This window comes from Pseudomonas sp. LFS074, assembly GCF_047978165.1.
GTDB lineage: Bacteria > Pseudomonadota > Gammaproteobacteria > Pseudomonadales > Pseudomonadaceae > Aquipseudomonas > Aquipseudomonas putida_P.
On sequence record NZ_JBFPFV010000002.1, the window covers coordinates 613,138 to 632,341 of the forward strand.

Below are 19,204 nucleotides of genomic sequence, written 5' to 3' on the forward strand. Positions count from 1 at the left end.
AGCCTCAATAAATCAATCTGCCTGAAGGCGGTTTATTCGCCCCAGGCACTGACAAAATCAGCAGTTTCCAGCACCGGCGCAGTGCGTGGCTCGGTCAACGGCGTACCGACATACAGGTAACCGATCAACTCTTCATTCTCGGCCAACCCCAGCCCCTTGTGCACATGGGCATCAAAAGCCATGTCCCCGGTGCGCCACACCGCCCCGACGCCTTGCGCATGCGCGGCGATCAGAATGCCGTGCGCCGCACAGCCCGCAGCCAGGCGCTGCTCGGACTTGGGCACCTTGAAGTGGTCCTGCAACTTGGCGATGACCACGATCAGCAACGGTGCCCGCAGGGGCATGGCACGAGCCTTGTCCAGTGCCGCCTGGCTGGCATCACCTTTGTGCTGCACGGCTTCGGCGAACAGCTCGCCGAGTTTCTCGCGGCCCTGGCCTTCGATGGTAAGGAAACGCCATGGCCGCAGCTGGCCATGGTCCGGAGCACGCAGGGCGGCCTGGAACAGCGCCTCGCGTTGAGCGGCATTGGGCGCCGGATCGGTCAGGCGTGGCACGGAAACACGGTTGAGCAATGCGTCGAGAGCCTCCATCGGCTACCCTCCTGGCAGTTGAATGTGCGGCCATTCTAGCGTTTACATCACCAGACCCATAGGTAGAATGGCGCCCTTCCGTTTCGAGTCAGAGCAGATCACATGGCGTTGCCGACCTTAAGGATCATTGGTTTCATCATCGGCATCTTCCTGATTACCCTGGCCGTGGGCATGGCCGTGCCCATGGCTACCCTGGTGATCTTCGAGCGTACCGGTGACATGCCGTCGTTCCTCTGGTCGAGCCTGATCACCTTCATCGCAGGCCTTGCCCTGGTAATACCGGGGCGCCCGGAGCATGTACACCTGCGCCCGCGCGACATGTACCTGCTGACGGTCAGCAGTTGGCTGGTGGTGTGCGTGTTCGCCGCGCTGCCGTTCCTGCTGACTCAGCACATCAGTTACACCGACGCCTTCTTCGAAAGCATGTCAGGCATTACCGCCACAGGCGCCACCGTGCTCAGCGGGCTCGATAGCATGTCACCGGGTATCCTGATGTGGCGCTCGATGCTGCACTGGCTCGGCGGTATCGGCTTCATCGCCATGGCGGTGGCAATCCTGCCACTGCTGCGTATCGGTGGCATGCGCCTGTTCCAGACCGAATCGTCCGACCGCTCGGAAAAGGTCATGCCGCGCTCGCACATGGTCGCCAAATCGATCGTGGGGGTTTACGTCGGTTTCTCCATCCTGGGTTCGCTGGCCTTCTGGTGGGCAGGCATGAGCCCGTTCGATGCGATCAACCATGCCATGTCGGCGATCTCCACCGGCGGTTTCTCCACCTCCGACCAATCCTTGGCGAAATGGGATATCCCCGCCGTGCACTGGGTTGCGGTGGTGGTGATGATCATGGGCAGCCTGCCGTTCACCCTTTACGTGGCCACCCTGCGCGGCAACCGCAAGGCGCTGATCCGCGACCAGCAGGTGCAAGGGTTGCTGGGCATGCTGGTGGTCACCTGGCTGGTGTTGGGCACCTGGTACTGGTACAGCACCAACCTGCACTGGCTCGACGCCCTGCGCCACGTGGCACTGAACGTGACCTCGGTGGTCACCACCACCGGTTTCGCCCTGGGTGACTACAGCCTGTGGGGCAATTTTTCGCTGATGCTGTTCTTCTACCTGGGCTTCGTTGGCGGCTGCTCCGGCTCGACCGCGGGCGGCATCAAGATTTTCCGCTTCCAGGTGGCCTATATCCTGCTCAAGGCCAGCCTCAACCAGCTGATTCACCCGCGTGCGGTGATCAAGCAGAAATACAACGGCCATCGCCTCGACGAAGACATCGTGCGTTCGATCCTGACGTTCTCGTTCTTCTTCGCCATCACCATCTGCGTCATGGCCTTGCTGCTGTCGTTGCTGGGCGTGGACTGGATGACTGCACTGACCGGCGCCGCTGGCACGGTTTCGGGTGTGGGGCCGGGCCTGGGTGAAGTGATCGGCCCTTCGGGTAACTACGCCACGCTGCCTGACGCGGCCAAGTGGATCTTGGCGGCCGGCATGCTGCTTGGCCGCCTGGAAATCATCACGGTGCTAGTGTTGTGCATGCCGGCGTTCTGGCGTCATTGACCACTTCGGCTTCGGTGCCCAGGCGGGCGCGGTACTCGCTGGGTGTGGCGTCGAACCAGCGGCGGAACGCCCGATAGAAGTTGCTGGGGTCGGCGAAGCCGAGCAGGTAGGCGGCCTCAAGCAAAGTCATGCCCGGCTGCGCCAGGTACTGTTCGGCCAGCTCGCGGCGGGTATCGTCAAGCAGGGTCTGGAAGCTGGTGCCCTCCTCCTGCAGCCGCCGCTGCAAGGTCCGCTGCGACAGGTGCAGGGCCTGGGCCAGGGTTTCACGCTTCGGTTCACCCTGCGGCAGAATGCGGCACAACACCTGGCGCACCCGGTGGGTTACCCGGCTTTCGGAGAAACGTGCCAGGTACTCCCCGGCAAACCGGTCGTGCAGCACCGCCATGGCCTCGTTCGCGGTAGGCAGCGGGGCTTCCATGTCGGCCCGCTCGAACACCAGGGCATCGTGTGGCGCGCCGAAAACCAGCGGCGAATGGAACGCCACCTTGTACGGCTCGACGTTCTTTGGCTGCGGCCCTTGCACCAATACCCGCCGCGGCTGCACCGGCCGGCCACTGAGCCATTTGCACAGCGCCAATGCGCAGGCCAGCGACGCTTCGGCACTGTGCCGGGTCGGCGGCAGGTGGTCACCGTGGACGGTCAGGATCAGCGAGTAGCCCTCGGCGCCAAGGACAAAACTGAGGTCGGAGCTTTCGGCGATGATGCGCTGGTAGCGCACCAGGCGTTCGAAGCCCTCGGCCAAGGTGCGGCTGGACATCAACGCATAGCCCACCACATGGAACGACGCCGGGCGCACCACCCGCGCCATGTTCAGACCGATGGCCTCGTTGCCTGACAGCTCCACTGCCAGCTGCCATAGCCGGGTCATGGAGTCTTGCGGAAAACGTGCATCCGGGTCGTCGAGTGCGGCAAAGTCCAGCCCTAGCTGCTTGAACATGGCCCGGCAATCCAGCCCCTCCAGTTCAAGTGCCTTCACAATCCCTGATGCCCAACTGGCTGACGTGGTTCTTTCGCTCATGACAGGCTTCTTTTACCGACCGCTCCTGCGGTGAACCCCAAGGATACTCATTTGGCGCCTATTGTCACTGGTAGGCCCCGTCAGTCACTCTAGACTCGAATCAGGCTCCACGCCGTGCATCTTGTCCAGAAGTATTAATCCCGGAGCACCGCCATGAACAGCAAAGCGCAGTTTCGCAGTTTTGCCGAGTTCTATCCTTACTACCTGGGGGAGCACAGCAACCCCACCTGCCGCCGCCTGCACTTCGTCGGCACCAGCCTGGTGATCGCGCTGCTGGCCTACACCATTGGCAGTGGCAAATGGTTGCTGCTGCTGGCCGTGCCGGTGTTCGGCTATGGCTTTGCCTGGGTCGGGCACTTTTTTTTCGAAAAGAACCGGCCAGCGACCTTTACCTATCCGCTGTACAGCCTGGCCGGTGATTTCGTGATGTTCCGGGATATCCTGCTGGGCAAGATCCGGCTGTAGGCGCGGCCTTGTGCCGCGAAAGGGCTGCAAAGCAGCCCCATGGCCCTCACGCCCTACACCGGCTCGCGCACCACCGCAGCCGCCTGCGCCTCGCGCGCCTGAGCCTCAGCCAGCCGGTACAGTTCGATACTGCCATCCCAATGTTCGATCAGCGCCGTGCATGACTCCACCCAATCCCCGCAATTGAGGTAGTCCACCTCCCCCACCTTGCGGATCTCGGCATGGTGGATGTGCCCACACACCACCCCATGAAAACCGCGCCGTGTGCACTCGTGGGCAATGGCATCCTCGAAGTCGCTGATGAAATTCACCGCACCTTTCACCTTGTGCTTGAGGTACGCCGACAGCGACCAGTACCCATAGCCGTACCGCGCCCGCCAGTGGTTGAGCCAACGGTTGAGCACCAGGGTGAACTCGTAGGCACGGTCGCCCAGAAACGCCAACCAGCGGTGGTAACGGGTAATCACGTCGAACTGGTCGCCATGGATCACCAGCAGTCGACGGCCATCGGCGGTCAAGTGTTCGGCCTCGTCCACCAGCTGAATGTTGCCCAGAATCAGCTTTGAATAGCGGCGCAGGAACTCGTCATGGTTGCCCGTGACGTAGATCACCTCGGTGCCGCGCTTGCTCATGGTCAGCAGCCGGCGGATCACGTTGGTGTGGGCCTGCGGCCAGTAGATCCCACCACGCAGCTTCCAGCCATCGATGATATCGCCCACCAGATAGACGCGGTCGGCCTGGTAGCCCTTGAGGAACCGCGACAGGTGTTCGGCCTGGCAGTCGCGGGTGCCCAGGTGCACGTCGGAGATCCACAGGGTACGCACGCGTTGCTTGCGCGAGGGACGAGACAGTTCGGCATGGGTCATGGGCAGGCTCCGGCGCAGTTTGCTGGAGACTGGCAGGCAGGCATGACAGCGCCATGGCAAAACGGTGACGAGTGATGGCGTGCGGGGTTTGAGGCACAATGAGCGCCTGCCCTGCGAGGAAGCCCCCATGACCGCCGGCCCGATCCTCTCGCTGCGCCATTACCGCGACAGCCTGATCGCCCACAGCCACGAACACCCGCAACTGGTGTTCGGCCTGCGCGGCCGCCTGGAGTTCGAGGTCCAGGGGCAAGGCGCCGGGATCGACCGGCAGGGGCTGATCGTGGTACCGGCGGGCGCGCATCACACCTGCGCCAGCGATGGCGGCAGCCACTGCCTGGTGTTGGATGTGCCTGGGGAGCGCTGGCTGCACGAGCAACTGGGCGAGCATGCCGATGCCAGCCGCCGCCTGCTCGATCGCCCTGCCGCGCTGGGCCTGGACGACCGTCAGCAGCAGTTGGTGGACTGGCTGGCGGCCAGCCCCATGGACGACCCGTTGATCGCCCGGCAAGGCGCAGCGCTGTTACTGGCCAGCCTGAATCCAACGGCGGCTGCCAACGTTCGGGCCAGCCAGCGCTTACCTTATGCCGCGTTCGATACCCATATCGAGCAACAGGCTGCCTACCCGTTGCAGGTCGCCGACCTGGCGCGCATTGCCGGGCTGTCCAGTGCCCGGCTGCATGCGCGCTTTACCGCCGAGTGCGGGATGACACCGATGGACTACATTCGCCAGCGACGCTTGCTCAAGGCACGGCGGCTGGTGGTGCAGACTTCGTTACCCATGGGTGAGATTGCAGCGCAGGTGGGGTATAGCTCACAGAGTGCGTTTTCGGCAGCGATGTTGCGGGCGTTCGGTTGTACGCCTTTGGCGTTGCGGCGAGAGCCCGGCGACAATTGACAGCAGTCTTGCGACAGAAATCGTTGGCCTGTGATTTTACACTTTGCCTGTGCTGCGAAGAGGCCGGCACAGCCAATAGAGATCTTGAGCAAGGACTACCATGAACCACCGCACAGCCCTAGGCGCCCTGCACATTGGCGCGCTGTTTTTCGGCCTTACCGGCGTCTTCGGCAAGCTGGCCGCCAGCGCCAGCCCGGCAATCATCGTCTTTGGCCGCGCCGCCTTCGCCGTGCTCGCCCTGGCTCTGTTCGCCAGCCTGGCCGGCCCGGGCTGGCAACGCCTCAGCGGCCAGGACGCACGCCGCCTGCTGCTCGGCGGTGTGCTGCTGGCCGGCCACTGGGTCAGTTTCTTCATCGCCGTCAAAGTCGGCGGCGTGGCCATCGCCACCCTCGGTTTCGCCAGTTTCCCGGCCTTCACCGTGATCCTCGAAGGCCTGCTGTTCCGCGAGCGTATCCGCCGCAACGAAACCGTATTGGTCGTGCTGGTCAGCCTCGGCCTGGTACTGGTCACGCCGGCATTCGACCTGGCCAGCGAAGCCACTGGCGGCCTGCTCTGGGCACTGCTCTCGGGCCTGCTGTTCTCGCTGCTGTCACTCACCAACCGGGCCGGCTCCGGCCGTTTGCCTGCAGTACAGGCAGCGCTGTGGCAGAACCTGGTAGTGGGCCTGTGCCTGCTGCCGTTCGCGGCCCCTGGCCTGGGCGGCGTAGCCCCCGTGGACTGGCTGTGGATCGCCCTGCTCGGCGTCTTCTGCACCGGCGTTGCGCACAGCCTGTTCGTCGCCAGCCTGGCAGTGATCAAGGCGCGCACGGCCGCCGTGGTGTTCGGCATGGAGCCGGTCTACGGGATTGCCGTGGCGTGGGCGGTGTTCGCCGAAACCCCCACCGTGCGCATGCTGCTGGGCGGCGCACTGATCATCTTCGCCATCGTGCTGTCCAGCCGCCTGGCTGCCGAGCAACCGCCCAGGCAGCGGCCACTGCCCGAGGGGGCTTGATCAGCGGTCGTTGTGGCCAAGGTCACGCTGTGGGTCGATCTGGTCGCGCACCCGCTGCTTCAATACCTTGGCCTCGGGGAAACCACCGTCGGCCTTGCGCTCCCAGATCTGCACGCCATTGCAGGTGATGCGGAAGATGCCGCCGGTGCCCGGCTCCAGCGCTACCCGGCCCAGGTCGTCGGCAAAGGTGCTGAGCAGTTCCTGAGCCAGCCAGGCAGCACGCAGCAGCCACTGGCACTGGGTGCAATAGGTGATAACGATTTCCGGCTTGCTGTCGGCCATGGTGAAACATCTCCAGGTAAGGGGCCGCTTATACTAGCGGTCTTTAGCCCACGGTTTGAGACTCACGATGCGCCGTTTGCTGTTCTGTTTTCTGCTTGCCCTCACCACGCTTGCGGCAACCGCCGCCGAACCTGCCAGGCCCAAGGTCGGTTTGGTACTGTCGGGTGGTGCGGCCCGTGGCCTGGCTCACATCGGCGTGCTCAAGGCGCTGGAAGAACAGGGTGTGCGCATCGACGCCATCGCCGGCACCAGCATGGGCGCAGTGGTCGGCGGGTTGTACGCCTCGGGCTACAGTGTCGAAGAGCTGGAAAAGCTCGCCACCACCCTGGACTGGCAACAGGCGCTGTCCGATGCCCCGCCACGCAAGGACGTGCCGTTTAGGCGCAAGCAGGATGACCGCGACTTCCTGGTCAAACAGAAGCTCAGCTTTCGTGACGACGGCAGCCTGGGCCTGCCACTGGGGGTAATCCAAGGCCAGAACTTGTCACTGCTGCTGGAAAGCAAACTGGCGCACACCGCCGACACCCGCGACTTCGACAAGCTGCCTATCCCCTTCCGCGCCGTGGCCACCGACATCGCCAGTGGCGAAAAAGTAGTGTTTCGCCGCGGCCACCTGCCACAGGTCATTCGCGCCAGCATGTCGATCCCTGCCGTGTTCGCCCCGGTCGAGCTGGACGGCCGACTGCTGGTGGACGGTGGCATGGTCGACAACATTCCGGTCGACGTGGCCCGCGAAATGGGCGTGGACCTGGCCATCGTGGTCGACATCGGCACCCCACTGAAGGATCGCAAGCAATTACTGACCGTGGTCGACGTGCTCAACCAGTCGATCACCCTGATGACCCGGCGCAACTCGGAAGAACAACTGGCCAGCCTGCACCGCGACGACATCCTCATCCAACCATCGCTGACTGCCTTCGGCGTGACCGATTTTGGCCGCGCCAGGGACATGATCGACGCCGGTTACCGCGCCACCCGCCTGCTCGACCCTCGCCTGGCTGCCCTGCGCCAGCCCGAAGGCGACAGCAGCCTGGCCGTGGCCCGCTCGCCGCGCCAGCGCACACCGGTGATCACCGCGATCCGAATCGAGAACGACTCCAAGGTCAGCGACGACGTGATTCGCTCGTACATCCGCCAACCGATCGACGCGCCGTTGGAGCTGGACCGCCTGCAGACCGACATGGGTACGCTGTACGGCCTGGATTACTTCGACCGGGTGCAGTACCGCGTGGTGCACAAGGGCGACGACAACACCCTGGTGATCAACGCCCGTGGCCGGCGCGGCGGCACCGACTACCTGCGTCTGGGCCTTAACCTGTCCGATGACCTGCGTGGCGACAGCGCCTTCAACCTGGGTGCCAGCTACCGGGTCAACGGCATCAACAGCCTCGGCGCAGAATGGCTGACCCGTGGCCAGATCGGCGACCAGCAAGAGCTGTACAGCGAGTTCTACCAACCGCTGGACGTGGGCTCGCGCTACTTTGTCGCGCCTTACCTGGATTTCAGCTCGCAGAACATCGAAGCCACCCTGGACAACGACCCGGTCGCCGAATACCGCCTGGAGCGCTACGGCTTTGGCCTGAACGTGGGCCGGCAGATCGGCACCAGCGGTGAAGTGCGCCTGGGCGTGGGCAAGGCCTGGGGCGAGGCCGAGGTGCGCATCGGCGACCAGGACCTGCCCAAAGTCAGTTTCAACGAAGGCTTCTACGAGCTGAAGTACTCGTTCGACACCCTCGACAACGTATACTTCCCGCACCGAGGCGAGGACATCGGCCTGACCTTGCGCAAATACGACAAGTCGCTGGACTCCGACCAGGATTACCGGCAGTGGCTGTTCAACCTGGACAAGGCGATCAGCAGTGGGCCGAACACCTTCGTGCTGGGCGGTCGCTATGGGCGCACGCTGGATGACACCGAAGTGGTGACGTCGAGCTTCGTGATGGGCGGAGCGCGAGAGCTGTCAGGCTTTCGCCAGGACTCGGTGTCGGGGCAGAACGTGAGCCTGCTGCGCATGGTCTACTACCGCCGCTTGACGCCAAGGGCCTATGTGCCGCTGGACTTCCCGTTGTACATCGGCGGGTCGCTGGAGCGTGGGCGGGCATGGAACAACGACAACGAGTTCGACAGTGGGTACATCAATGCGGCGAGCATCTTCCTGGGGCTGGAGACGCCGTTGGGGCCGTTGAACTTCACCTACGGCACCAACAGTGCGCATGAGCATGCGGTGTATCTGAACCTGGGGCATACCTTCTGATTTTTTGGGGCTGCGTTGCAGCCCCAAGGGCCTTCAGGACTTCTCGAGGTTGGCCAGAATCTTCGCATGCACCCGCATGCAAACTTGCAATTCCGCCTCATCCACGCCGGTAAACAGTTCCACCCGCAGTTGATTGGCGATGGTCTCGATCTGGTCGATCAGTGGCTTGGCCGGGGGGCACAGCAAGATCTTCTTGGCCCGCCGGTCTTCTACCACTGCTTGCCGGCGCACCAACCCTTGCGCCTCCAGGCTGTCGAGCAGACGCGCCAGGGTCGGGCCTTCAACGCCCACGCTCTGGGCCAACTCACGCTGGGTCGGGGCTTCTTCGAAACGGGCCAGGTGCAGCAACACCAGCCAGCGCGCCTGGGACAGGTTGAGCCCGGCCAGGCGGCGGTCCAGTTCGGCGCGCCAACCCCGGGACATCTGGGCCAGCTGCATGCCGAAGCGGTGTTGGTTGTCGGTCAGGGGCATAAGTAACTCATTGAGTAGATCTAATTATTAGGCAGCTAACCATGCCCTGCCCCACGAGGCAAGGCTCGGTCCTGCTTACTTGTTCGATAATCGTCAAAAAGCATGACAAAGGTCAGCAGATGGCGCTTCTGCCTTCGATCCTGCCTGCGTTTACAGTTCGAATTCCGCCGCCAGCGCCGCGCGCACGCAATACAGCACGCCCTCCGGTACCCGGGCCCCGAACTGCGGCGCAATGGCCGACACCGGCGGCAACTCGCCCTCGCCATCCAGGAACGCGTCCTGCACTTCCATCATCAGGTCTTCCGGCAGGTCGATGGCTTGCTCCAGGCTCAGCTCCTGGCGGCCCAGTGCCTCGGCCAGCAGGCTATACACGTTCTTCTCGCTGCAGTTGAGCTGCCCGGCGATCTGCGCCGGGGTCATGCCGGCTCGGGCCAGGCTGACCAGTTCGTGGCGCAGGTCGAGCACCACTTTCGGTGCCTCTTCGGTGCCGCCACTGTTGTTCAGTACTTCGAGGAACGCCTGGCCATAGCGCTCCAGCTTGCGCGCGCCCACACCGCTTACCTGGGCCATGTCGCTGAGGCTAACCGGCTGGCTGCGCAGCATTTCCAGCAGCGTCGAATCGGGGAAGATGACATACGGCGGCACGCTGTGCTCCTCGGCCAACTTGCGCCGCAACGTGCGCAACGCTTCCCACAGTTCGCGCTCTTCGGCACGCACCAGCTGGCTGGCCGGGCTGCCGCCGCTGGACGACGAGGCCTTGGCCGTGGTCTGCGGCTTGAGGTCACGGCGCAGTTGCAAGGTCACCTCGCCGCGCAGCAGTGGCCGGCAGCTGTCGGACAGGCGCAGGCCGCCGTAACCTTCCAGGTCGATGTCGACCAGGCCGCGCGCCACCAACTGACGGAACAGCGAACGCCATTCGACCTCGGCCAGGCCCTTGCCAACGCCGAATACCGATAGCTTCTCGTGGCCGAAATTGCGCACCTTCTCGTTGTCCTTGCCCAGCAGTACATCGACCAGATGGCCGACACCATAGCGCTGGCCGGTGCGGAACACCGCCGACAGCGCCTGGCGCGCCGGCTCGGTAGCGTCCCAGGTCTGGATGTTGTCGACACAGTTGTCGCAGTGGCCGCACGGTTGTTCGAGGGTTTCATCGAAGTAGGCCAGCAGCGACTGGCGGCGGCAGCGGGTTTCTTCGCACAGCGCCAGCATGGCGTCGAGCTTGTGCTGTTCGATGCGCTTGTGGCGCTCATCGCCTTCGGAGTTCTGCAGCATCTGCTTGAGCATCACCATGTCCTGCAGGCCATAGGCCATCCAGGCATCGGACGGCAGGCCGTCACGGCCGGCGCGGCCGGTTTCCTGGTAATAGGCCTCAAGCGATTTAGGCAGGTCGAGGTGGGCAACGAAGCGCACGTTGGGCTTGTCGATACCCATGCCGAAGGCAATGGTCGCGACCATGATCAGCCCCTCCTCGTTGAGAAAGCGGTGCTGGTTGGCCGCGCGTGTCTCGGCAGCCAGGCCGGCGTGATACGGCAGCGCCGGGAAGCCCTGCTGGCAGAGGAATGCGGCGGTTTCGTCGACCTTCTTGCGCGACAGGCAGTAAACGATACCGGCGTTGCCGCGGCGCTCGCCGAGAAAAGCCATCAACTGCTTGCGCGGCGCTTCCTTGGGCACGATGCGGTAGAAGATGTTGGGTCGGTCGAAGCTCGAGAGGAAGCGTTCGGCGCCTTGCAGGTGCAGGCGCTGGACGATTTCTTCGCGGGTGCGCATATCGGCAGTGGCAGTAAGCGCAATGCGCGGCACATGCGGGAACAGTTCGGCCAGTTGGCCCAGTTGCAGGTACTCGGGGCGGAAATCGTGGCCCCATTGCGAAACGCAGTGGGCCTCGTCGATGGCGAACAGCGAGATGTCCAGGTCACGCAGAAAATCCAGCATGCGCGGCTGCACCAGGCGCTCCGGCGCCAGGTAGAGCATTTTTACCTCGCCACGGCGCAGGCGCCCGGCCAGTTCACGCTGCTGTTCCGCGCTCAGGGTGGAATTCAGCGCGGCCGCCGAAACGCCCAGTTCGTCAAGCGTGGCGACCTGGTCGTCCATCAACGCGATCAGTGGCGAGACCACCACCGTCAGGCCCGGACGCAGCAGCCCCGGCACCTGAAAGCACAACGACTTGCCGCCGCCGGTGGGCATCAGCACCAGGGCATCGCCGCCATTGGCCACGCATTCGATGATCGCTGCCTGGCGCCCACGGAAACTGTCGTAGCCGAAGATGTCCTTGAGAACGCGCTGAGCCTGTTCGAGCATGTGCAACTCCAAATCGCCGTACCACCCTGAATACAACAGGCTGGACGAAAAACCCGCCCCGCACACGCCAAATGCGTAAGCGGTTTTTGCCAGGCGACCGGTAAAACCTGCCCCTGGATGAAAAATCGCGGAGTATACCGCAGCGCCGTCCTGCACAGGCACCACGGCGATAGACGTTCCCTTTGCCCCGCTGCCGCTGCAAGGTGCTAGAATTCGTTATCGTTTATTCCCCAAGGTAGCCCTGTAATGTCCTTCGCCGAGCAACTGACCCGCCTGCAAGCCTTCCTCGACGCCGACGAGCTGCACGAAGAAGCGCTGGACTATGTCGCCGCACACGGCTACCTCACCGCCCTGTCGATCAACGCCGAGGACGTGCCCGAGCGCGAATGGATCGACGCCCTGTTCGCCGAAGAGCCGCACTACGCCAGCGACGCCCAGCGCACCGAAATCGAAGCCACCCTGGTGGCATTGAAAGCGCACATTGCCCGCCAGCTGGCCAGCGACGAAGAATTCGACCTGCCATGCGAACTCGACCTGACCGTCGAGCCGGACGATTCCGACCTGCGCGGCTGGTGCATCGGCTTCATGGAAGGCGTGTTCCTGCGTGAAGAGGCCTGGTTCGAGAACGCCGAGGAAGAAGTCAGCGAGATGCTGCTGCCGATCATGGTTGGCTCGGGCCTGTTCGATGAACAACCAGAGTTCGCCGACATTGCCAGCAACGCCAACCTGCAGGACGACATGATCGTACAGATCCCCGAGGCGCTGAGTGCATTGTTCCTGCTGCTGCACGCCCCTGACGAAAAACCGGCGCTGCTCAAGCCACGCCACCACTAAGCTGCCTATGCGCTACCTGCTGCTGGCCACCGGCTGGCTCAGCGTTGCGCTGGGGGTGTTGGGGATTTTTCTCCCGGTACTGCCCACCACCCCGTTCCTGCTATTGGCGGCGGCCTGCTTTGCCCGCAGCTCACCGCGCTTTCACCACTGGTTGGTCCATCACCCCAAGCTCGGGCCATGGATCCGTGACTACCTCAGTGGTGAAGGCATCCCCCTCAAGGGCAAGGTTTACGCCATCGGCCTGATGTGGGCCAGCATTGGCCTGTCGTGCTACCTGGTGCCGCTGTTCTGGGCGCGTACCTTCATGTTGACCAGCGCTGTACTCGTCAGCCTGTATATCCTCAAGCAAAAAACACTTCAGAAGCCAAGGTGACAATATTTTGTCGCCAAATATCACTTTCGCCTAACTGCCACCTTCTTTATCGGAAATAGTTCTGGAACCGTGTGCAAGCCTTGTAAACATTGGTTTTCAGGGCGACTAACAGCATCGTTCCGAGGGCTGTAAGTGAAATTGATTAGACAATAAAAGTCTTATATGGCAATTTGATATGAATAAATCTTCTTATCTATCGCGTTGAATGTACTTAGCTGTCTTGTTAAAAACCTGCAACACTATACGCGATAACTTTATCGTCATTTTTTTGGCGAACAGCAGGATAAATTCCAGGATCAGGGAGATGTACCATGCGCGTTTTGAACCCCATCACCAGTGCATTACTGTTGGCCCTGGCGAGTGCCAACGTACAGGCGATGTCGATCACCGAGGCCGTCCAAAGCGCCGTGGACTACCACCCACAAGTCAGCTCCAACCGTAACAGCAAGCTGTCGGCCGATGAAGACGTGAAGTTTGCGCGTGGTGGCTACTACCCTTCCGTGGACCTGGTCGCCGGCTACGGCCGCCAGCGTTCGGACAACACCACCACCCGTGCCGAGGGTAACCACAACAAGGAAACCCTCAGCTACACCCAGTCCGAGCTGCGCCTGCGGCAGATGATCTTCGACGGCTTCAACACCTCGAATGAAGTGGGCCGCACCGAGGCTGTCTCTACCTCCCGCGCCTACTACACCCAGGCTGTTGCCCAGGATGTCGCCCTGCGTGCGGTCGAGGTGTACCTGGAAGTGCTCAAGCGGCGCGAGCTGGTGACCCTGGCCAAGAACAACCTGCAAGCCCACCTGCGCGTCAACGACCAGATCGGCCTGCGTAACGAGCGCGGCGTTGGCAGCACCGCCGACCTTGACCAGTCCCGCGCCCGTCGCGCCCTGGCGGAAAACAACCTGGACACCGCCGAAGTCGACCTGGCCGATGCCGAGGCCAACTTCTTCAGCGTGATCGGCCGCGCGCCGGACGAGCTGGAAAGCCCGCAAACCATCAAGGGCGAGGTGCCTGAGAGCCTCGAGGGGGCACGCGACAGCATGCGCCAGAACAACCCTTACATCAAATCTGCACAGGCTGACGTCAATGCGGCCGAGCAGCAGTACGAAGTGGGCAAGTCGACCTTCTACCCGCGCTTCGACGCCATTCTGGCAACCGGTGCCAACAACAACACCGGCGGCGAAAAAGGCCACAACAACAACGACTGGCAAGCTGGCGTGGAGATGAACTACAACCTGTTCCGCGGCGGTAGTGACAAGGCGCGCCTGCAGTCCGACGCGCACAAGATCAACCAGGCCCTGGACATCCGCAACAACGCCCTGCGTGAGTTGACCGAGAACCTGAGCCTGGCGTGGAACGCCATGAACAATGCCAGCAAACAGCTGCCGACCGCGCGTGAATACGCCGAGACCACCAAGCGCGTACGTGCGGCCTACCAGGACCAGTTCGGCCTGGGCCAGCGTACCTTGCTGGACGTGCTGGACAGTGAGAACGAGCTGTACAACGCAGACCGCCGCTATACCGAGGTGCGTTATACCGAGGAGTTCTCGCGCTACCGCGTGCTGGCGACCATGGGTGAGTTGCTGACCAAGCAGCGTATTTCGCTGCCACCAGAGGCGCTGGCGACTACCGAAGTGCGCACTGAGGCGCGTCTGCCTGAGATGCGCTGATCGGGCTTGAATCAGCCGGGGCTGCATTGCAGCCCCCAGCCCTCACTCGGTGCCATGGTTACGCTGGAACGTCTCCTCGCCCATGGCCCTGATCTGCCCCTCGATCAACGCTTCGAACGGCGCCAGCAGTGCATCAAAGCAAACGGGTTGCTCCAACGCGTTCAATGCTCCCACCACCGCTTCGATAGTCGACAGTGCCCCCGCCTCAGGCGCCTTGCGCAGCCGGTAACGTGAAGGCGCGACAGCCCCCAGCGTGACCCGCGGCAACCCTTCCAATAGCGGGTTCATGTACAACAACTTGCGCGCCTTGCGCCAGGTGCCGTCGGGCACGATAAGCAGCAACGGTTTGTCCTCGGCCTCACCATAAGCCGTCAGCACCCGAGCATCGTCGCCCGGAAATAGCAGGGCCGGCCGGTAACCAGGCGTCGCGAGCAAATCGCCCAAGTCGTTGAAAACCTCACCCACCCGCAACTCGGCATTGTTCAAGCCAAGGGCCGCAAGGCGAGCAGTATTCAGGGCATGGGCAGTTTCACTGGGGTGCTGCAGCAGAATCACGCGGGTATTGCTGTCGAGTGCGGGGATCAGTGGGCATAGGCAGTGGTCGAGCGGGCGCTGACAGCGCTCGCAGCGGGGTCTGGGCATGGGGTTCTCCTTGGCGGAGACAGTTTGCCACAGAACCGGGGCCCGCTTGGCGGGCCCGGCCTTCTCAGCGGTTGAACCGCTCCGCCAGGCTATGCAGGTACTCCGCCATGCGCTCCAGGTCCTGGCTGATCTGCGCGCCCTGCCTGGCCTGCCCGGCACTCTGGTCACACAGTTGGGCAATCCTCACGATCTGCTGGTTGATGTCCTCGGCCACATGGCTTTGCTGCTCCGATGCCGTCGCCATCTGCTGGCTCATGCCGGTGATGCGACTGACCGCCTGGGCAATCCCGCTCAGCGCCGCCTGCACCGCCTCGACACTGTGCACGCTGTCCCGAGAGATCTGCTCGCCCCGGCTGGCCGTGCTCACTGCCCGCTCTGCCCCGGCCCGCAAGGAGGCGATAATGTGGTGAATCTCGTCGGTCGAAGCGCGGGTGCGCTGGGCCAGCGAACGCACTTCATCAGCCACCACGGCAAACCCGCGCCCCTGTTCGCCGGCACGCGCCGCTTCAATGGCGGCATTAAGCGCCAGCAGGTTGGTCTGCTCGGCAATCGAGGTGATCACGTCGACCACGCTGCCTATCGACTGGGTTTGCTCTGCCAGGGCATTCACTGCCTGGCCAATGTCATTGACCGCATCGCTCATGCTACCCATGGCCTTCAGGCTCTGCAGCGCCAGCTCGCTACCCTGCTGCGCCAATTGGTCGGCATCACCCGCCGCATGTGCCGTGCTCTGCACGTTGTGGGTAACCTGCTGGATGGTGGCCGCCATTTGCGCAATGGCCGTGGCCGACTGATCGGTTTCACTGCGCTGGCGGTCGAGCATCTGCGCCTGGGCATCGGACAGATCGGAAGATTGCGCCGCCCGCGACTTCACCCCGACCCCGGCATCCACAAGCCGGGTGAGGGCCGTTTGCAGGCGTGCTTCCTCGCTGATGATGGCCAGGTCAAGCTGGCCTTGCAGCCCTGGATTGTCGCTGTAGGTCAACGCCACCAACGGGCTGGTAAAGGCCTTGGGGTGCTCAGCCAGCGTGCGGCGGATGACCTGGTTCTGCCGGTGCTCGATCAGGTACCAGGCCAGCAGCAAGCTGGCCATCAGTACACCAAGCGCCGCATAGGGCGGTAGCCATAGGTAACCCGCCGCCGACACCAGGCCTGCGCCGATCAGTGGCCAGCCATGGCCCAGACCGTGCCCCAGGCGAGCCGCCCACGGCACCGGCCCGCGCCCATCGCGCAAGCGCGCGTACAGCGCTTCGGCACGGCGAATCTGATCCCTTGTGGGCACCGAGCGTACTGACTCGTAGCCACTGATGCGGCCTTGTTCGTAAATCGCCGTGACGTAGGCGCTGACCCAGTAGTAATCGCCATTCTTCGCCCGGTTCTTGACCACCCCCATCCACGGCTTGCCCTGCTTGATCGTCTCCCACATATGGTCGAACACCGCCGGCGGCATATCTGGGTGGCGTACCAGGTTGTGCGGTTGGCCGACCAGCTCGTCGTAGGTAAAACCGCTGATCGCCACAAAGGCGTCATTGCAGTAGGTGATGCGGCTGTTGAGGTCCGTGGTGGAAATCAGGCGTTGATCGCTGGAGAAGGTTCTTTCGTGCTCAGTGACGGGCAAATTCATGCGCATCTTGGGCGATCCTTGCAGGATGAAATGAAGGGAAAATCATCAGCGCAAGTTGATGTGTAGCAGAGCGCTATCAGGATAGCGGTCAGCTTTTGCCAGAATTTAACGCCTCCCGACGGAATGCATGAATACGTCGCATCTCAGCCCACGTTGAGTTGGCTTTTCAGCAGGTCACGGAAGGTCTGGATCAACGGTTCACGGCTACGCCCACGGCGAATGATCAGCGAGAACGGGGCCTGGTAACCGAAGGTCGACGGCGACAGCACGCGCAAGTCGCCCTTGTCGACCCAGGCCTGGGCGTAGTGCTCGGGCAAGTAGCCGATGTAGGCGCCGGAAAGGATCAGGATCAACTGCGCCTCCATACTTTCCACTGTTGCCGCGCTGTGCTTGAAGCCATGCCGGGCCAGTTCGGCCTGGCTCCAGTAGCCGCGCCCGACCATGCGCTGCTGGGTCACCACCTGCTCGGGAATGCGCCGCTCGGTGTACAGCGGATGGCGGCTGCTGCAGTACAACCAATGCTGTTCACGGTACAGCGGCTGGTAAAGCAGCCCGCTCATGCGCGAAGAAAACGCGCCGATGGCCAGGTCCAGGCGGTTGTCCTGCACACCCAGTTGCAGCTCGTAAGGGCTGGACACCGACAGATGCAGGTGCACCGCCGGGTGTTCCTGGCTATAGGCCCCGATGGCCTCGGCCAGCGGCAAGGCACGGTCGCCGACCGTGGAGTCGATCACCCCAAGATTGAGGGTGCCGCGCAACTCGCCTTTGAGGGCGGCGGCATACTGCTCGAAGCCGTCCAGCTCGGCCAGCAGGCGCAGGGTTTCCTGATGGAACAGCTCGCCCTTGCTGGTCAGGCTGAAGCCCCCACGCCCACGGTGGCACAGCACGATACCCAAAGCACCCTCCAGCTGGCTCATGTAGGTGCTGATGGCCGAGGTGGACAGGTTCAGTTCGCGCTGGGCGTTGGCAAAGCCCTGGTGGCGCACCACGCTGATGAAGATGCGCAGCAGTTTCAGGTCGGGCAGGGTCGAGGCCATGGTGCAACGGTTCCACGAGGGTATTTGCGCGCAGTTTAACCGCTGCGCCAGCCTTTAGTTCAGAAAATCCTGAACTAAGTATTTGTCGGTAGCGATTCTTCCCGGGCACTACCTTGAGCAGACTTGGCCGAAATGTCCCTGCCCGCCGGCAAAACCACACTTGAAAGGCGCGCGGCGGCACAGGTTCGAACAAACAGAACAATCGACCGACTGATGAGGCCCACCGTGGACAAGACTCTCCACCAACCACTGGGCGGCAACGAAATGCCGCGTTTCGGCGGCATCGCCACCATGCTCCGTCTCCCCCACCTGCAAAGCGCCAAAGGCCTGGATGCCGCCTTCGTCGGCGTACCGTTGGACATCGGTACCTCGCTGCGTTCCGGCACCCGCTTCGGCCCACGGCAGATCCGCGCCGAGTCGGTGATGATCCGCCCCTACAACATGGCCACCGGTGCCGCCCCGTTCGACTCGCTGTCGGTAGCCGACATCGGTGACGTGGCAATCAACACCTTCAACCTGCTGGACGCCGTGCGCATCATCGAAGAGGCGTATGACGAGATCGTCGAGCACAACGTCATCCCCATGACCCTGGGTGGCGACCACACCATCACCCTGCCGATCCTGCGTGCGCTGCACAAGAAGCACGGCAAGATCGGCCTGGTACACATCGACGCCCACGCCGACGTCAACGACCACATGTTCGGCGAGAAGATCGCCCACGGCACCACCTTCCGCCGCGCCGTGGAAGAAGGCCTGCTCGATTGCGACCGCGTGGTACAGATCGGCCTGCGCGCCCAGGGCTACACCGCCGATGACTTCAACTGGAGCCGCCGCCAGGGCTTCCGCGTGGTTCAGGCCGAAGAGTGCTGGCACAAATCGCTGGAGCCACTGATGGCCGAAGTACGGGAAAAGGTCGGCGGCGGCCCGGTTTACCTGTCGTTCGACATCGACGGCATCGACCCGGCCTGGGCGCCCGGTACCGGCACCCCGGAAATTGGCGGCTTGACCACCATCCAGGCGATGGAGATCATTCGCGGCTGCCACGGCCTGGACCTGATCGGCTGTGACCTCGTCGAAGTCTCCCCGCCTTACGACACCACCGGCAACACCTCGCTGCTCGGTGCCAACCTGCTGTTCGAAATGCTCTGCGTGCTACCAGGCGTCGTGCGCCGCTGACCGACGGCCCTTTGTAGGAGCGGCCTTGTGTCGCGATCGGGCCGCAAAGCGGCCCCCGGTTTGTGGCCGTGATGCATAGATTGCCGGGGCCGCTCTGCGGCCCAATCGCGACACAAGGCCGCTCCTACAAAAGAGCTGGCAGTACTTGCAATACCCCGGCA

At 63.1% G+C, this 19,204-nt stretch carries 18 protein-coding genes; 9 read left to right on the forward strand and 9 right to left on the reverse strand.

Features of this window, described 5'->3' with window-relative positions:
- Nucleotides 1-32: 32 nt before the first annotated feature.
- Nucleotides 33-590, reverse strand: a complete 558-nt coding sequence (locus tag ACNQP3_RS20960) for an NAD(P)H nitroreductase (RefSeq protein ID WP_012273589.1) — start codon at nucleotides 588-590, stop codon at nucleotides 33-35.
- A 102-nt stretch (nucleotides 591-692) separates the two neighbouring features.
- Between ACNQP3_RS20960 and ACNQP3_RS20965 the strand changes: the two genes are divergently transcribed.
- Nucleotides 693-2,147 (forward strand): TrkH family potassium uptake protein, encoded by a 1,455-nt coding sequence (locus tag ACNQP3_RS20965; protein WP_012273590.1) that lies wholly within the window; start codon nucleotides 693-695, stop codon nucleotides 2,145-2,147.
- Here ACNQP3_RS20965 and ACNQP3_RS20970 read toward each other — a convergent pair.
- Nucleotides 2,104-3,165 (reverse strand): AraC family transcriptional regulator, encoded by a 1,062-nt coding sequence (locus tag ACNQP3_RS20970; protein ID WP_060492938.1) that lies wholly within the window; start codon nucleotides 3,163-3,165, stop codon nucleotides 2,104-2,106. The genes ACNQP3_RS20965 and ACNQP3_RS20970 overlap by 44 nt on opposite strands.
- A 153-nt stretch (nucleotides 3,166-3,318) precedes the next feature.
- Here ACNQP3_RS20970 and ACNQP3_RS20975 point away from each other — a divergent pair, with 153 nt between their 5' ends.
- Nucleotides 3,319-3,630 carry a DUF962 domain-containing protein gene (locus ACNQP3_RS20975; protein WP_012273592.1) on the forward strand — a complete coding sequence of 104 codons (312 nt, stop codon included), beginning with the start codon at nucleotides 3,319-3,321 and terminating at the stop codon, nucleotides 3,628-3,630.
- A 53-nt stretch (nucleotides 3,631-3,683) separates the two neighbouring features.
- Here ACNQP3_RS20975 and ACNQP3_RS20980 read toward each other — a convergent pair whose 3' ends face one another.
- The gene (locus tag ACNQP3_RS20980) at nucleotides 3,684-4,496 is read right to left on the reverse strand and encodes a UDP-2,3-diacylglucosamine diphosphatase (RefSeq protein ID WP_060515582.1); all 813 of its coding nucleotides are present in this window, start codon (nucleotides 4,494-4,496) and stop codon (nucleotides 3,684-3,686) included.
- A gap of 127 nt (nucleotides 4,497-4,623) precedes the next feature.
- Here ACNQP3_RS20980 and ACNQP3_RS20985 point away from each other — a divergent pair, with 127 nt between their 5' ends.
- Both ACNQP3_RS20985 and ACNQP3_RS20990 read left to right on the forward strand, forming a co-directional pair.
- On the forward strand, nucleotides 4,624-5,391 hold the full coding sequence (locus ACNQP3_RS20985) for a helix-turn-helix transcriptional regulator (RefSeq protein WP_012273594.1): 768 nt from the start codon (nucleotides 4,624-4,626) through the stop codon (nucleotides 5,389-5,391).
- Between the two features lie 100 nt (nucleotides 5,392-5,491).
- The gene (locus tag ACNQP3_RS20990; RefSeq protein WP_012273595.1) at nucleotides 5,492-6,382 is read left to right on the forward strand and encodes a DMT family transporter; all 891 of its coding nucleotides are present in this window, start codon (nucleotides 5,492-5,494) and stop codon (nucleotides 6,380-6,382) included.
- Here ACNQP3_RS20990 and ACNQP3_RS20995 read toward each other — a convergent pair whose 3' ends face one another.
- Entirely contained in the window at nucleotides 6,383-6,664 is a 282-nt protein-coding gene (locus ACNQP3_RS20995; protein ID WP_003259082.1) for a SelT/SelW/SelH family protein, read from the reverse strand.
- Nucleotides 6,665-6,731: 67 nt separating this feature from the next.
- Here ACNQP3_RS20995 and ACNQP3_RS21000 point away from each other — a divergent pair, with 67 nt between their 5' ends.
- Complete coding sequence (locus ACNQP3_RS21000) at nucleotides 6,732-8,918, forward strand: patatin-like phospholipase family protein (protein WP_012273596.1); 2,187 nt, start codon at nucleotides 6,732-6,734, stop codon at nucleotides 8,916-8,918.
- 33 nt (nucleotides 8,919-8,951) lie between these two features.
- Here the strand turns inward: ACNQP3_RS21000 and ACNQP3_RS21005 are convergent, their stop codons facing one another.
- Together ACNQP3_RS21005 and recQ are read right to left on the reverse strand one after the other, a co-directional pair.
- Nucleotides 8,952-9,389, reverse strand: a complete 438-nt coding sequence (locus tag ACNQP3_RS21005; RefSeq protein WP_012273597.1) for a MarR family transcriptional regulator — start codon at nucleotides 9,387-9,389, stop codon at nucleotides 8,952-8,954.
- Between the two features lie 150 nt (nucleotides 9,390-9,539).
- Nucleotides 9,540-11,687: a DNA helicase RecQ gene (recQ, locus tag ACNQP3_RS21010; RefSeq protein WP_012273598.1), complete on the reverse strand. Its 2,148-nt coding sequence runs from the start codon at nucleotides 11,685-11,687 to the stop codon at nucleotides 9,540-9,542.
- Between the two features lie 246 nt (nucleotides 11,688-11,933).
- Here recQ and ACNQP3_RS21015 point away from each other — a divergent pair, with 246 nt between their 5' ends.
- The 3 genes from ACNQP3_RS21015 (at nucleotide 11,934) to ACNQP3_RS21025 (ending at nucleotide 14,564) form a co-directional block, all read left to right on the forward strand.
- On the forward strand, nucleotides 11,934-12,521 hold the full coding sequence (locus ACNQP3_RS21015; RefSeq protein WP_264316447.1) for a YecA family protein: 588 nt from the start codon (nucleotides 11,934-11,936) through the stop codon (nucleotides 12,519-12,521).
- 7 nt (nucleotides 12,522-12,528) lie between these two features.
- Complete coding sequence (locus ACNQP3_RS21020; protein WP_012273600.1) at nucleotides 12,529-12,894, forward strand: YbaN family protein; 366 nt, start codon at nucleotides 12,529-12,531, stop codon at nucleotides 12,892-12,894.
- 311 nt (nucleotides 12,895-13,205) lie between these two features.
- A complete protein-coding gene (locus tag ACNQP3_RS21025) occupies nucleotides 13,206-14,564 on the forward strand; it encodes a TolC family outer membrane protein (RefSeq protein WP_012273601.1) in 1,359 nt (452 codons plus the stop codon).
- A gap of 42 nt (nucleotides 14,565-14,606) precedes the next feature.
- Here ACNQP3_RS21025 and ACNQP3_RS21030 read toward each other — a convergent pair whose 3' ends face one another.
- The 3 genes from ACNQP3_RS21030 to ACNQP3_RS21040 all read right to left on the reverse strand — a co-directional run bounded on the left by ACNQP3_RS21030 (nucleotide 14,607) and on the right by ACNQP3_RS21040 (nucleotide 17,867).
- The gene (locus ACNQP3_RS21030) at nucleotides 14,607-15,206 is read right to left on the reverse strand and encodes a tRNA-uridine aminocarboxypropyltransferase (protein ID WP_012273602.1); all 600 of its coding nucleotides are present in this window, start codon (nucleotides 15,204-15,206) and stop codon (nucleotides 14,607-14,609) included.
- A gap of 64 nt (nucleotides 15,207-15,270) precedes the next feature.
- Complete coding sequence (locus tag ACNQP3_RS21035; protein WP_264316448.1) at nucleotides 15,271-16,836, reverse strand: methyl-accepting chemotaxis protein; 1,566 nt, start codon at nucleotides 16,834-16,836, stop codon at nucleotides 15,271-15,273.
- A 137-nt stretch (nucleotides 16,837-16,973) separates the two neighbouring features.
- On the reverse strand, nucleotides 16,974-17,867 hold the full coding sequence (locus ACNQP3_RS21040) for a LysR family transcriptional regulator (RefSeq protein WP_012273604.1): 894 nt from the start codon (nucleotides 17,865-17,867) through the stop codon (nucleotides 16,974-16,976).
- Between the two features lie 225 nt (nucleotides 17,868-18,092).
- On the opposite strand from ACNQP3_RS21040, the gene speB reads away from it, so the two are divergent.
- A complete protein-coding gene (gene speB / locus ACNQP3_RS21045) occupies nucleotides 18,093-19,043 on the forward strand; it encodes an agmatinase (RefSeq protein ID WP_264316449.1) in 951 nt (316 codons plus the stop codon).
- The last annotated feature ends 161 nt before the right edge of the window (nucleotides 19,044-19,204 follow it).